The sequence below is a fragment of the Qipengyuania xiamenensis genome (assembly GCF_019711495.1).
Classification (GTDB): Bacteria; Pseudomonadota; Alphaproteobacteria; order Sphingomonadales; family Sphingomonadaceae; genus Qipengyuania; species Qipengyuania xiamenensis.
The window spans coordinates 1,245,889-1,258,828 of record NZ_JAIGNM010000001.1; the positions used below are offsets into that span (position 1 = coordinate 1,245,889).

12 protein-coding genes are annotated in these 12,940 nt (G+C 64.3%); 5 read left to right on the forward strand and 7 right to left on the reverse strand.

Features of this window, described 5'->3' with window-relative positions; all coding sequences use genetic code 11:
- Positions 1-31: 31 nt before the first annotated feature.
- The gene (locus K3165_RS06340) at positions 32-856 is read right to left on the reverse strand and encodes a class I SAM-dependent methyltransferase (RefSeq protein ID WP_221547920.1); all 825 of its coding nucleotides are present in this window, start codon (positions 854-856) and stop codon (positions 32-34) included.
- A gap of 103 nt (positions 857-959) precedes the next feature.
- On the opposite strand from K3165_RS06340, the gene msrA reads away from it, so the two are divergent.
- Together msrA and K3165_RS06350 are read left to right on the forward strand one after the other, a co-directional pair.
- Positions 960-1,496, forward strand: a complete 537-nt coding sequence (gene msrA / locus K3165_RS06345) for a peptide-methionine (S)-S-oxide reductase MsrA (RefSeq protein ID WP_221547921.1) — start codon at positions 960-962, stop codon at positions 1,494-1,496.
- A gap of 23 nt (positions 1,497-1,519) precedes the next feature.
- A complete protein-coding gene (locus K3165_RS06350; RefSeq protein WP_221547922.1) occupies positions 1,520-2,467 on the forward strand; it encodes an NAD(P)/FAD-dependent oxidoreductase in 948 nt (315 codons plus the stop codon).
- Between the two features lie 56 nt (positions 2,468-2,523).
- Here the strand turns inward: K3165_RS06350 and K3165_RS06355 are convergent, their stop codons facing one another.
- A complete protein-coding gene (locus K3165_RS06355; protein WP_345720557.1) occupies positions 2,524-3,402 on the reverse strand; it encodes an OmpA family protein in 879 nt (292 codons plus the stop codon).
- A 277-nt stretch (positions 3,403-3,679) separates the two neighbouring features.
- Positions 3,680-4,918, reverse strand: a complete 1,239-nt coding sequence (locus K3165_RS06360; RefSeq protein WP_221547924.1) for an RsmB/NOP family class I SAM-dependent RNA methyltransferase — start codon at positions 4,916-4,918, stop codon at positions 3,680-3,682.
- A gap of 57 nt (positions 4,919-4,975) precedes the next feature.
- Here K3165_RS06360 and K3165_RS06365 point away from each other — a divergent pair, with 57 nt between their 5' ends.
- Entirely contained in the window at positions 4,976-5,134 is a 159-nt protein-coding gene (locus K3165_RS06365; protein WP_247713898.1) for a DUF1674 domain-containing protein, read from the forward strand.
- On the opposite strand, the gene K3165_RS06370 is transcribed toward K3165_RS06365, so the two are convergent.
- Genes K3165_RS06370 through K3165_RS06385 form a run of 4 tightly spaced genes read right to left on the reverse strand, consistent with a single transcriptional unit; the run spans position 5,135 to position 10,831 of the window.
- Entirely contained in the window at positions 5,135-6,523 is a 1,389-nt protein-coding gene (locus K3165_RS06370; RefSeq protein ID WP_221547926.1) for a cytochrome P450, read from the reverse strand. It lies immediately after the preceding gene.
- 38 nt (positions 6,524-6,561) lie between these two features.
- The gene (hemH, locus tag K3165_RS06375; protein WP_221547927.1) at positions 6,562-7,590 is read right to left on the reverse strand and encodes a ferrochelatase; all 1,029 of its coding nucleotides are present in this window, start codon (positions 7,588-7,590) and stop codon (positions 6,562-6,564) included.
- Positions 7,587-9,887 carry a molybdopterin cofactor-binding domain-containing protein gene (locus K3165_RS06380; protein WP_221547928.1) on the reverse strand — a complete coding sequence of 767 codons (2,301 nt, stop codon included), beginning with the start codon at positions 9,885-9,887 and terminating at the stop codon, positions 7,587-7,589. Before K3165_RS06380 ends, hemH begins: the two co-directional genes overlap by 4 nt.
- On the reverse strand, positions 9,866-10,831 hold the full coding sequence (locus K3165_RS06385; protein ID WP_425594396.1) for an Mrp/NBP35 family ATP-binding protein: 966 nt from the start codon (positions 10,829-10,831) through the stop codon (positions 9,866-9,868). Before K3165_RS06385 ends, K3165_RS06380 begins: the two co-directional genes overlap by 22 nt.
- A 117-nt stretch (positions 10,832-10,948) precedes the next feature.
- Here K3165_RS06385 and hflK point away from each other — a divergent pair, with 117 nt between their 5' ends.
- Entirely contained in the window at positions 10,949-12,073 is a 1,125-nt protein-coding gene (hflK, locus tag K3165_RS06390) for a protease modulator HflK (protein ID WP_247713899.1), read from the forward strand.
- A gap of 1 nt (position 12,074) precedes the next feature.
- Positions 12,075-12,908 carry a protease modulator HflC gene (gene hflC, locus K3165_RS06395; protein ID WP_221547930.1) on the forward strand — a complete coding sequence of 278 codons (834 nt, stop codon included), beginning with the start codon at positions 12,075-12,077 and terminating at the stop codon, positions 12,906-12,908.
- Positions 12,909-12,940: the final 32 nt, after the last annotated feature.

Here is a 12,940-nt window from a genome sequence, read left to right on the forward strand (position 1 = left end):
CAGGGTTCGGATTAACGCCGGATGGACGCCCTCAGTCTGCCTTCTTGAAGAGCAGCGTCATGCGGTCGCTCTCGCCGATGGCGAGATAGCGGTCGCGGTCCTGGTCGCCGTAACGAAGCACGGGAGGCAGCGTCCATACGCCACCTTCCCAGTTCGCCGGATCGTTAGGATTGGCATTGATCTCGCTTTCGGCAGCCAGTTCGAAGCCGTTGGCCTCGAAGATCGCCACCACGTCCTGTGTGCGCATGTAGCCGCGCTGGCGCGCGCCATAGTCATCATAGCTCGCGCCTTCGGGCGCGCGGTGCTGGACCACGCCGACCATGCCGTCATCCTTGAGCATGACGCGCGCGGCCTTGAGAACCGTGTCCGCTTCATTGCCGATGTTGAGGCCGTGCATCGAGCGGAAGATCAGCACGCGGTCGACCGTGCCGACGACATCTTCAGGCATCTCGTCGATCTCGAAGACCTTCACATTGTCGCCGTTGACGCTTTCCTGGCTGGTGGCGGCTTCGAAGAACCGTTCCGTCCAGCCCTTTGCGCGCGCTTCCTGTGCGCGGTCGCGATAGGTGCCGCCGTCGCTGTCCTGGTCGAAGGCGATATAGGTACCCGCCTGCGAGATATAGGGCGCGAGGACGCGGCTGTACCAGCCTCCGCCCGGGCCGTATTCGGCAACTGTCATGGTCGGTTCGACGCCGAAGAATTCGAGCGTTTCCGCGGGGTGGCGATACTGGTCGCGCGCACGGTCGTCATCGCGCAGGTCGGCGGCGAGGACTTCTTCCAGGTCGGGTGCATGATCGTCGGCAGCAAGCGGGGAAGCAATTATCGCGGCAGCCGCGACAGAAAGGAACAGACGCATATTTTCTCTCCTCGGGGAAATGCGAAGCTGTCCCTGCCCGTGCAGCGCACGGATGACAAGGTGGTTACCGCTTCCTACATGGGGCGCCGAGAAGGAGATTTGCATGGCTCAGGAACAGGTAATCGTCGCAGGCGGATGCTTCTGGTGCACCGAGGCGGTGATGAAGGACGTGATCGGCGTGAGCGAGGTCGAAAGCGGCTATATCGGCGGCGACAAGCCCGACCCGACCTACAAGGAGGTCTGCACCGGCAGCACCGGCCATGCCGAGGGCGTGCGCGTCACTTTCGACAGCGAGAGCATCACGCTCGACCAGATCCTCGACGTCTTCATGGGCACCCATGATCCGACCCAGCTCAACCGCCAAGGCAACGATGTCGGCACCCAGTATCGCAGCGCAATCTTCCCGACCGAGGATCAGCGCGGGGCGGCAGAGGCAGCCATCGCTCGGTGGAACGAGGAACACCCCGGCCAGAGCGCGGTGACCACCATCGAAACCGGCGAGTGGTATCCTGCAGAAGACTACCATCAGGAGTATTGGGAAGGCGAAGGCCAGCGGAATCCCTATTGCCAGGCGGTGATCCCGCCCAAGCTCATGAAGCTGCGCAAAAGCTTCCAGAAATACCTGAAAGAAGACGCCTGAGCGTCGGGTACGCAGGCCAATTGATGACCATCGCGATCATCGGCGCCGGCATGGCCGGCCTCAGTTGCGCCATGCGCCTGCGCGAAGGCGGACATGCCGTTACGCTCTTCGACAAGGGGCGCGGCCCCGGCGGGCGCATGTCGACGCGCCGCATGGAAGTGGACGGCGAGACGGTGCGCTTCGATCACGGCGCGCAATATTTCACCGCCCGTGATCCCGGCTTCAAGGAGCAGGTCCGAGCATGGCACGCGGCCGGCATCGTGGCCCCGTGGAAGGCCGGCGGTGAGGATGCCTGGGTCGGCACACCCGGCATGAACGCCCCGATCCGCGGGATGGCCGAAGAACTTGGCGTACGCTTTTCCAGCCGCATCGAGAGCATCGCGATCGATGATGGCGGCTGGCGGCTTGAGGGCGATGACATCGAACCAGCATCATACGATGCGGCAATCATCGCCGTTCCCGCCGAACAGGCCGCTCCGCTGCTCGCCCCGCATCGCCCCGAATGGAGCGAACTTGCGGAAGGAACGGTCTCCGACCCCTGCTGGACACTGATGCTCGCCTTCGATCAGCGCGTCGCGCACGAAGCCGACGCCGTTCGCGAGGCCGGACCGATCGGCTGGGCCGCAAGGGACAGCGTCAAGCCGGGACGCGGAGAGGGCGAGCGCTGGGTTATCCAGGCCGATCCGCACTGGTCCGCCGACTATCTGGAAGTCAATGCCGACGACGTCTCGAAACTCCTGCTGCAGGAATTCGCATCGGCGATCGGGAAGGACCTCCCCGCCATCGCGGCCAGCAGCGCGCACCGCTGGCGCTTCGCCAAGTCGGGGCGAGCAGGCGCGGAAAAGCTGTGGGACGCAGACTTGCGCCTCGGGGCATGCGGCGACTGGCTGATCGCGCCGCGGGTCGAGGCGGCCTTCATGTCGGGCCGCGCGCTTGCCGACGAGATCCTCGCCGAAGCCGGACCGGCATAAAAAACGGGGCGGACATCGCTGCCCGCCCCGTTCCAAAGTTCGAAATTGCCGTTGGCTTAGCCTTCAGCTTCCTCGGTAGCCTTGCTGACGAGGATGTTGATCGAGACGCGGCGGTTCTGCGCCTTGCCTTCGGGCGTGCTGTTGTCAGCTGCCGGATCCGATTCCGACATGCCGGTCGGGGTCAGCATGCGCCAGGGCTGCCAGCCGCACTTCTGCTGCAGGTAGTTCACGACGCGGCCTGCACGGCGCTCGGACAGGACCTGGTTGTAGTCTTCGTCACCATCGGAGTCGGTGTAGCCGACCACGAGCAGGAGAGCGTTGTCCATGGCTTCGGCCTGCGAAGCGATGTCGCAGATCTCGCGCTGGCCGTCAGCCGAGATGTTCCACTTGCCGCTGTCGAAGTAGACGTTGGTCACGCCACGGACGTTGTACTGGTCGATGTTCGCCATGCGGCCGCGCAGTGCTTCTGCCGCAGCAGCGTTGGCGTCGATGTCGGTGCGGTGCTCGGCAAACTGCTGAGCGGTTGCGCCACGGATCATGGCTGCGGTTTCGAGATCGCTTGCCTTGAGCTTGATCTGGCTGGCGACGAGGCCACCCGAGAATTGGAGCGTTTCGACTTCGACCGGGAGGCCATTCAGCAGCTGGCGCGAGGTCAGCTTCTTGCTGCTCAGGCCGAGGAAGCCGCCGGTTGCCTTGATCTCGGTACCATCGTCAATGATGATATCGGTGCGGGTGCCGTTTTCGAGCGTAACGGTCATCGTGTCGCCGGTGCGAGCGGTGATGATGCCTTCGACTTCGGGGCCTTCGGTCATGGCCTGGCCGTAGACGTCGATGTTGGTGTCTTCAGGTGCAGTTTCCTGCGCCGAAAGCGTCATCGGAAGCGCCAGCGCGCCAAGCAGGAGGGGGATCCCTGCGGTCTTCTTAAATGCAGTCACTTTCATACTCCTTCAATCCGCGACGGTCGGCTGGTGCGATACTACGGCTTCTTGCCCGGCCGCTCTTTGGTTGGAGCATGCCGGCCGTCGGTGTTCAAATCGGTTGGCTTGTCTTGGTTAGGCGGCGCTGGAGGCCGCACATTCGTTCGATGACAAGCTGATTGTTGCCCTGATGCTTTCTAAAAAGTGAATGGCAAGCTTGGGGGCAGCGCAAGGGGGGCGGTTCGGCCCGCTGGTGCGATGAACCGTTTAAATCCTGCCTTTTTTCTGCCCTTTTTTAGTCGGGCCTGCGCATCCTCGCGATGAAGAATCCGTCGATTCCCCCGTTTTCCGCCAGCATTCCGGGGTCGGTCCTGACCCAGCCGGAATCGTCCGGCAGGATACCATCGGGCAGTTCGTCGACGGCAATCGGTGCGGTCGGCAGCGAACTTTGCGCGGCGCGCTCCTCGCCTTCCTCGCGTTCGAGAGAGCAGGTTGCATAGACGATCCGCCCACCCGGCTTGAGCCAGCCAGATGCCTTCTCGAGCAGGGCCGCCTGAAGTTCGGCCATCTCCTCTATCTGTCGTTCGCCGATCCGGTGGAGCACATCGGGATGGCGACGCGCGGTACCGGTCGCAGTGCAGGGTGCATCGAGGAGGATGGCGTCGAACATGTGCTTCGGCTCCCACTCCAGCGCATCGGCGCGCACCGTGCTCGCTTTAAGGCCGGTGCGCTTGAGATTGGCCTTGAGCAGGTCGAGCCGCCGCTTCGAGATGTCGAGCGCGGTCACCTTCCAGCCCTGCGCTGCCAGCTGCAGCGTCTTTCCGCCCGGTGCCGCGCACAGGTCGAGCACGTGCCGCCCCTCGCCAGCCCCGAGCAGGCGCGCGGGCAGCGAGGCGGCAAGGTCCTGCACCCACCAGGCCCCCTCTTCGAAACCGGCGAGCTTCTCGATATTCTCCCCGCGCGCGAGACGCAGGTGGCCGGGCATCAGGCTGTCGGCGGCAAGCTTCGCCTTCCATACCTCGGTATCGTCCGGATTCTTGAGCGTCAGGTCGAGCGGAGGCGGTTCGGCAAGACCGCCTGCAATCGCCTCGGACCGCTCGCCCCAGCGCTCCGCCACATCGGCCGGCAGCGTAGGCGCTGCGGGCAGCGACACCTCGCGCTTGGTCAGGGTCGAGAAGACGCCGTGCGCCAGCCTGCGCGGACCGCCAGCCAGGAGCGGGAGGCAAGTCGCGATGACTGCATGCGGCGGCGTGTCGAGCCGGAGCCACTGGGCCAGCATCATGCGCAGCACCGTGCGGGCCTTGGCATCATCCGGCAGCGGCTTCTTCGTCGCGCTGTCTATCAGGCCGTCGAGATCGACCAGCCACCGCAGCACTTCGCTGGCGATTGCGCGGGCGAGAGCCTTGTCCTCGAACTTGCGCACATCCTTGGTGGCAGGCCCGAAGGCGATGTCGAGCATCTCGCCGCGGCGCAAGACCGCATCGAGCAGGCGTAGCGCGGCGCGGCGCGCGTGGATTCCGGGAGGCTGTGCCATTGGCTTTGTCGCCTAGCGATGGTTGAAACTTCGCGCCAGCCTGCGCATTTTAAAAGCATGACCAAACGCGCGACAAAGCGGCCCGAGAAATTCGAGAAGCCCGAACACTGGAGCAGCGAACCGCCGCCCGAGCCGAAAAAGAGCGACGACGACGAGGAGCTGAGCCCGACGCGCTACGGCGACTGGGTCAAGGACGGCATCGCGATCGACTTTTGATCAAATCGCCTTGAGCGAGATCTTCAGGCCGTCCTTCGGCTTAGGGATCGGCCAGGCCTGCCAGTCGGGCTGCTGCTCGAGGCTGATTTCGTAGCGCGGCAGCAGCTGCGCCATCAATACCTTCACCTGCATATAGGCAAAGTGCAGGCCGAGACACATGTGCGCACCGCCGCCAAAGGGAACCCACGCATATTTGTGCCGCGCCTTCACCTTTTCAGGCGTGAAGTGCATCGGATTGAATTCGTGCGGGGTATCCCAGTGCGCTTCCTCATGATGCACGAAATGGGCATTGATCCCCACGTGCTGGCCAGCCGGGATGCGGTAGCCGCCATATTCGAACTCGCGAAGCGCGCGGCGCGGTGTCGAGGGGACCGGGGGCACCATGCGGAGCGCTTCCTTGAACGCCATCTCGGTGAGTTCGAGCTTGCCCATATCCTCGTAGGCGAGGTCGCGCGGACGGCCGTTCGCATCGCAGCCACCGGTCACGCTTTCGATTTCCTGGCGCAGCTTTTCCTGCCACTCCGGATGCTTGGCCAGCAGCCAGACGAGCGAGGTCGCCGAACTGGTGATCGTGTCATGCGCTGCCATCATCAGGAAATTCATGTGATCGACGACCTCGTCGACCGGCATGAGGCTGCCATCCTCGTATTCGGCTGTCGCAAACTGGCTGAACATGTCTTGCCCGCCACCTTCGGCACGTCGGCGATGCGTTTCCTTGGTGAAGAAGTCGACGAGGAATTTCCGGCCATCGACGCCCCGCTTCATCTGGGTGAACGGTAGCGGATGACGTACGGGTGCGACACTTGCCTGCACCATATCGATGAAGGCCGTATTGATCTTGTCGGCCTCAGGACCCCATTCGATGCCGATGAAGCTGTCGGCAGCAAGATCGAGAGTGAGCGTCTTGATCGCCGGGTAGAATTGCATCTGCCCCTCGCCCCAGCTTTCTACCGTCTGCGCGATCCCGCGGTTCAGGCTGCCCGAATAATGGCGCATCGGCCCCGGCTTGAAAGCAATCGAAAGCGCACGGCGATCAGCGCGGTGATGATCGAAGTCCATCAGCATCAACCCGCGCGGGAACAGCTGGTCCAGGATAGGGCCCCAGCCCTGTTCGGAAGAAAAGTTCTTTTCCTTGTCGAACAGCACCAGCTCGTTCGCGTCGGCCCCGATCAGCGCAACGACCCAGCCGCCGAAGGCGCGGTTCTTGTAAACACGGCCATAGGTTTCGACCATGCGCTGCGCGAAGGCATGCGGATCCTTGAGCATCTTGAAGGTATTGCCGACCAGCGGCAGCCCGCCCTCGCCCGGAATGTGCGCGAGGTCGGCAGGGCTCGGATTTCCTTCGGTCCAATGGGTCGGGATCGGATCGTGTGCGGCGAGGGTGGCCATAGGTAGCTCCTGACAACTTACTTCAGTGTAAGTAATCGTCAGAAGTTAATCCACCCCGAAAGCTCGCGCTTCAAAATCGTCTCGAGCATGTCGAGCCCCGCGTCAGAGGTGTTGAGGCAGGAAAGCGCGGCGAACTTCTCGCCCCCTTCTTCTTCGAACTGCTCGCGGCCCTGGATCGCCAGTTCCTCCAGCGTTTCGAGGCAGTCGGCGGAAAAGCCCGGGGCTGCGATGGCGAGGCGCTTCGTGCCCTTGGCAGCTTCTTCCGAGATGACCGTATCGGTTGCGGGTTCGAGCCATTTTGCAGGGCCGAATCGCGACTGGAAGGTGACGCGGTAGCGCGGCACCCTGCCTGCCATTTTCTCCTGCAACAGGCGCGCGGTCTTCTGGCAGTGGCAATGGTACGGGTCGCCCAGTTCCAGCGTCCGCTGGGGCATTCCATGGAAGCTCAGCAGCAGGACCTCCGGCTCGAAATCGAGCGCGTCGAGCTGGCGTGTCAGGTCCTGTGCCAGAGCATCGATGTAAGCCGGATCGTCGTGATAGGGGGGCAGCGTACGCAGGCTCGCCTGCCAGCGCATCTCGCGCAGCTTGTCGGCGGCCTTGTCGACCACCGTCGCCGTGGTCGCGCCCGAATATTGCGGGTAGAGCGGGGCGAGCAGGATGCGATCGCAACCGGCATCCATCAGTTTCTGCATCTGGTCGGGTATCGAGGGGGCACCGTAGCGCATGGCCCAGTCGACAAGCACGCCATCGCCCAACCGAGCCTGCATGGCCTCTGCCTGCCGGCGCGTGATCACGGCCAGCGGCGAACCCTCGTCGGTCCAGACCTGCTTATAGGCATGTGCGCTTTTCTTGGGCCGCGTGTTGAGGATGATGCCGCGAAGGATCGGCTGCCAAGCGATGGCCGGAATTTCGACCACGCGACGGTCGGAAAGGAACTCGGCAAGATAGCGCTTTACCGGTCCTTTTTCGGGCGCCTCGGGCGTGCCGAGATTGACGACGAGCACGCCGATACGGCCCGATTTCACCGGCGGATGGTCTGCCGGGAGTGCTTGTTCCTGCCAGGTCATAATCCCTCCGAAAACAGCGGCAGCCGCTGCGGTCTCGCACCGGTGCTGGCGTGAATGGCATTGGCGATGGCCGGAGCCGCCACCGCCACACCAAGTTCGCCGGGGTCAAACGGTTCCGCTTCGCTCGAAATGAAGTCGACGACGATCTCGGGGCAATCGGCGAGGCGCGGCAGGCCCAGCCCTTCGAACCGCTTGGGCACCGGGTGCCCGTCGGCGAAGGCAAGCGGGCTACCCATAGCCAAGGCGATACCGAACAGAAGCCCGCCCTCAATCTGCTGGCGGGCGATATCGAGATTGACGATCCGACCGATATCGACCGCAACGCTGAGGCGCGAAACCCGCACCCGGCCTTCACCGGCACCGACCTGCGCCACACAGGTGATATAGCCGGCGGTCGCCAGGTCATCGCCCATCTTCAGCATCGCCACACCTTGTCCGGAGCCTTCTCGTCCGCCGTCCCAATCGCCCAGCCTGGTCGCGCGGCGTAGCGTTTCGGCCATGCGGGGCGATCCGCCCAGCATCGCCATGCGATAGAGGAAGGGATCGCGGCCTGCGTCTGCCGCCATCTCGTCGATGAAGCTCTCCGTCGCGAAGGCCGTCCAGACATGCGCCCCGCCGCGCATCCGGCCCACGGGTAGCGTGATGGTGGCAGGCACGTGCTCGACCGCCACATTGCCGATGCCGTAAGCAGGTACCGCGCCTTCAACCATGAAGGGGTCGGCCTCGCCACTTGCCTTGTCCTTGGCGGCTTCCGGAACGAGATTGTCGAACATCCGCGCACCCGTTTCGAGCATGGCGGAGGGCGCAATGACGCGGGTACGCAGGGCCACCGGCTGCCCTTGCGCGCCTCTGGACGCGGACACCTCGACTGAAACCGGCGGACGCGGCGGCACGGCCTGGAAATCCTGCGCGCGGCTCCACGTGAGCTGGACCGGCCGTCCTACCTGCTCCGCAATCTGCGCGACTTCGATTGCATGCTGCTTTTCCAGCCGCGCGTCGAAGCTGCCGCCCGCTGAGAGCGGGTAAAGTATGACGTCGCTCGCCGAGATACCGATCGCCTTGGCCGCCGCATCGCGCGCTGCGGCAGGAGCCTGCGAGGCGATCCAGAGCTCCAGCCGCCCGTCCTCGTAGCGCGCAGTCGCACTCGCCGTTTCCAGAGGCGCATGGGCTGCCGCTGCAAAACCGTAGCGCCGCACGAGATCGGGCTTACCCATCATGCCGTCAGGGTCGCCGATGGTGACGATCCGCTCTGCCAGATCGTCCGAACTTTCGATCGCCCGCTCCATCTCGGTATCGAGGACGATCTGTTCGAGCGTTCCGGGGCCCGTGAACTGCGGCCTCATGCGTGCAAGCGCCTGGTCGGCAATCCACCAGCTGTCGGCAACTGCGGCGATCCAGCGTTTCGAGCGCACTACGGTGCGCAGGCCGCGCATGCCGGCGACCTTGCTTTCATCGAAGCGGAGCAGTTCGGGCAGGCCGACCGGGCCGTGCCGGATCGAGGCATAGACCATGCCCGGCAGGCGCACGTCGGCAGCGAAGACATGCGTGCCATCGACCTTGGATGGAAGATCGAGCCGAGGGTAGAGCGTCGACCCATCGGCCTCGCCCGGGATCGGTTCCTCGAAGGCTGCGACGGGGCGGATAGGTGCCGGATCTGGCGGATCGAGCTCCGCAGCTTCTGCAACCAGTTCGCCGAAGGGAAGCCGCGTCTCGCCATTGATGACGAAACCCTCGACAACCTCGCATTCCTCCGGTTCGACATCCCAGCGTTCGGCAGCGGCGCGGGTCAGCATGTCGCGCGCGGTGGCTGCGGCCTGACGCAGCGGCATCTCGAAAGCGGCAAGGCTGGTGCCGCATGCCGTGGCGTTGAAGTCGTTGCGGCGCGCGAAGCGCTCGACCAGCCAGTCGTCCTGGTCCTCTGTCCAGGACGGCATGCTCGACCACAGCGGAGACCACCGCGCGGCAAGCGGGAGGTTGGCGAAATGTCCGGCGGGCGCGGTCGGTTCGATCCCCATCTGTCGCCAGTCGGCGCCCAGCTCGGTTGCCGCGACCTGCGCCAGCACCGTGCCGATGCCCTGCCCCATTTCGAGTTGGGGTATGGCGACCGTCACCACGCCGTCGCGCCCTACCACCAGCCAGCCGCCGAACAGCGCCTCGTCTTCACCAGCGCGCAGGGGACTGGGGTAGCTGCGCGGCCAGAGGGTCCAGGCAACAAGCAGGCCGCCGCCGGCAGCGGCGCCGATCAGCAGCTTGCGCCGCGATACCTCGATATCCTTCAGCTTCTCGCGGATATCCATGTCGCGAGCTTTTCTGCAATCGCATGGAAGGCTTCGGCATGTGCGCCGTCGCCTGCTGCCGGCGGATCACCGGCGTCGCTGCCCTGCCTGATATCCATGGCCAAGGGAATGCGGCCGAGGAACGGCAGTTCGAGCCGTCCGGCCGCGGCCTCGACACCGCCCGAACCGAAGGGATCGGATGTTTCGCCGCAATGCGGGCAGGCATAGCCGGACATGTTCTCGACCAGCCCGATCACCGGGACCCCTGCCGTATCGAACAGCTGGCCGGCGCGTGCCGCGTCGATCAGCGCAAGATCCTGCGGAGTGGATACCAGCACCGCGCCCGCCGGCTTGAATTTCTGGACCATGGTCAGCTGGACATCGCCCGTACCCGGCGGAAGATCGATGAGCAGGACCTGCGTATCCTCGCTCCAGTGCGCCTCGATCAGCTGGCCGAGAGCACCTGCCGCCATCGGCCCACGCCACGCCAGCGCCTTGCCCGGTGCGACGAGGTGGCCCATCGACAGGTGATCGACGCCGTACTTGCTTTCCAGCGGGATCGGCTTGTTGTCGCGCGCATCGGGCCTCTGCCCCTGGGTGCCGAAAATGACCGGCTGCGAAGGACCGTAGATATCGGCATCGACAAGACCGACCTTCACGCCCCTCTTCGCCAGCGCGATCGCAAGATTGGCGGTCAGCGTCGACTTGCCGACACCGCCCTTGCCCGAACCGACGGCAATGATCATCGGACCCTTGCGTTCTGCAGTCATGACCACGCGCACGTCTGCGATGTCCGGGACGCCTGCCAGCGACTGCTTCACATCCGCCTCGATTGCCAGCCGCGCATCCTCGCCCAGCCCCGCGACATCGAGCACGACCGTTGCGCGGCCTTCATTGATAACGCTCCCCGTCACGCGGGTTGCGATTTCGGGCGGCAGATTGTCGGTAATTCGGCTTTCGCTCATGGGCGAAGCTGCTGGCGCATCGAAAAGCGCGCCGCAACCCCTGTTTTTCCTGCGAAGCGTTCCTATAAGACACTTATGAGAATTTTTGACGGGTTAGGACAAAGGATCCGCCTCGCAATGGCAGGAAACAATCCTTGGGGTTCGGGGGGCGATGGCTCTTCGGGTTCCGGCAATGACGGTGACGGGGCGAAAGGCTCCAGCGGTGGCGACAAGGGGAAAGGTCCCCGCAACCCCTGGCTCCCGCCCGGTTCGGGCGGCGGCGATGGACGCCGTGGTCCCAATATCGAAGACATCTTCAAGAACCGCGGCCCCGAAGGTCCGCGCCGCAAGGGTGGCGGTCCGGGTGGCCCCGGCTTCCAGTTCCCGCAGCGCCCCGGCGGCAAGAGCTGGTTCCCCGTATTCGTGGTCGGCATCATCGGCCTTGGCCTGCTCGCTACCAGCGTCCACCTGATCGGCCCGCAGCAGAAGGCCGTGGTCAAGACGCTCGGCAATTACACCCGCACGATGGATTCGGGCCTGCAGTTCAGCGCCCCCTTCCCGTTCGAGACTGTCGACGTCGAGGATGTCGAAGGCGTCCGCCCGATCCGCATTCCGGGTAACAACAACCAGGCCAAGCTCATCCTGACGGGCGACCAGAACCTTGTCGACCTCAGCTACATCGTGCGCTGGAACATCAAGGACCTCGCCGATTACAAGTTCCGCGTGGTCGATCCCGAGGAAACGGTGAACGACGCCGCCGAAGCCGCGATGCGCGCCTCGGTCGCAGAGAAGAACCTCGACGAGACCTTCTCGGGCCAGGGCCGTGCCGCGATCGAGCTCGACGTGCGCGAACGCATGCAGGCAACGCTCGACGGCTATCGCGCCGGCATCCGCGTGCTCGGTGTCGAAATCGAAAAGGCCGACCCGCCCAGCCAGGTGGTCGACGCCTTCCGCGACGTGCAGGTCGCAGAGCAGAATGCCGACGCCGCCCGCAACCAGGCCCGGGGTTATGCGCAGCAGGTACTCTCGCAGGCCGAAGGTGAGGCAGAAGCCTTCGACAAGGTCTACGAACAGTATCGCCTTGCCCCCGAGGTCACCCGCCAGCGTCTCTATTACGAGACCATGGAACGGGTGCTGAGCAAGACCGACAAGACCATTGTCGAAACGGATGGCGTGACAACCTATCTGCCGCTTCCCGAGGTCCGCCGACGTTCGCAACAGGCGCAACCGACCACCACCGTAACCGCACCGGGAGGCCAGTAAGATGAACCGTCTTTGGGAAGATCATCGCCTTTCGATCATCGTCGCAGCCGTCGCTATCGTCGGCTTGCTGATGAGCGTCTACGTGGTGCCGGAAGAAGAACAGGCAGTTGTGATCCGAACCGGTGAACCGATCCGTACGGTCAATACGCCGGGCGGACAAAGCGATGCCGGCATCTACCTGCGCATGCCCTTCGTCGACCGCGTCGTACGGGTCGAAAAGCGCCTGCTCGATCTCGAAATGAGCGACGAGGAAGTGCTGTCGGCCGACCAGCAGCGCCTGCTCGTCAATGCCTATGCGCGCTTCCGGATTACCGACCCTGTTCGCATGGTGGAGCGTGCCGGATCGACCGACGGGGTTCGCTCCGCGCTTGAGCCGATCCTCAACTCGGTCCTGCGCCAGGAACTTGGCCGCCGCACCTTCCAGTCGATGCTGACCGCGGAACGCGGCTCGGCGTTGTCGAACGTCACGGCAAATCTCGACCGCCAGGCCCGCCAATATGGTGCCGAGGTCGTCGATGTTAAGATCATGCGGACCGACCTTCCCGACGCCCCGCTCCAGTCTGCTTTCCGCCGGATGGAATCGGATCGTGAGCGCGAAGCCCGGGCAATCCGTGCAGAGGGCGGACGCGATGCGCGCATCATCCGCGCCGATGCCGACGCAGAAGCTGCGCGTATCTATGCGAATGCCTATGGCAAGGATGCGAGTTTCTACGACTTCTATCGCGCGATGCAGAGCTACGATACGACCTTCGCCAGCGAGAACGGTACTGCGGAGAGCAGCATCATCCTTTCGCCGGACAATGAGTATCTGCAGCAGTTCCGCGGGCGCCGTTGACGGTTCGTCGAAGACCGGCGCGCCCGGATGCG

Coding starts and splice junctions, on each gene's coding strand:
- hflC (WP_221547930.1), top strand. CDS start 12,075: ATGAACCGTCTTTGGGAAGATCATCGCCTTTCGATCATCGTCGCAGCC.
- K3165_RS06340 (WP_221547920.1), bottom strand. CDS start 856: ATGCGTCTGTTCCTTTCTGTCGCGGCTGCCGCGATAATTGCTTCCCCG.
- K3165_RS06370 (WP_221547926.1), bottom strand. CDS start 6,523: ATGGCCACCCTCGCCGCACACGATCCGATCCCGACCCATTGGACCGAA.
- K3165_RS06380 (WP_221547928.1), bottom strand. CDS start 9,887: ATGGATATCCGCGAGAAGCTGAAGGATATCGAGGTATCGCGGCGCAAG.
- hflK (WP_247713899.1), top strand. CDS start 10,949: ATGGCAGGAAACAATCCTTGGGGTTCGGGGGGCGATGGCTCTTCGGGT.
- K3165_RS06360 (WP_221547924.1), bottom strand. CDS start 4,918: ATGGCACAGCCTCCCGGAATCCACGCGCGCCGCGCCGCGCTACGCCTG.
- K3165_RS06385 (WP_425594396.1), bottom strand. CDS start 10,831: ATGAGCGAAAGCCGAATTACCGACAATCTGCCGCCCGAAATCGCAACC.
- msrA (WP_221547921.1), top strand. CDS start 960: ATGGCTCAGGAACAGGTAATCGTCGCAGGCGGATGCTTCTGGTGCACC.
- K3165_RS06365 (WP_247713898.1), top strand. CDS start 4,976: ATGACCAAACGCGCGACAAAGCGGCCCGAGAAATTCGAGAAGCCCGAA.
- hemH (WP_221547927.1), bottom strand. CDS start 7,590: ATGACCTGGCAGGAACAAGCACTCCCGGCAGACCATCCGCCGGTGAAA.
- K3165_RS06350 (WP_221547922.1), top strand. CDS start 1,520: ATGACCATCGCGATCATCGGCGCCGGCATGGCCGGCCTCAGTTGCGCC.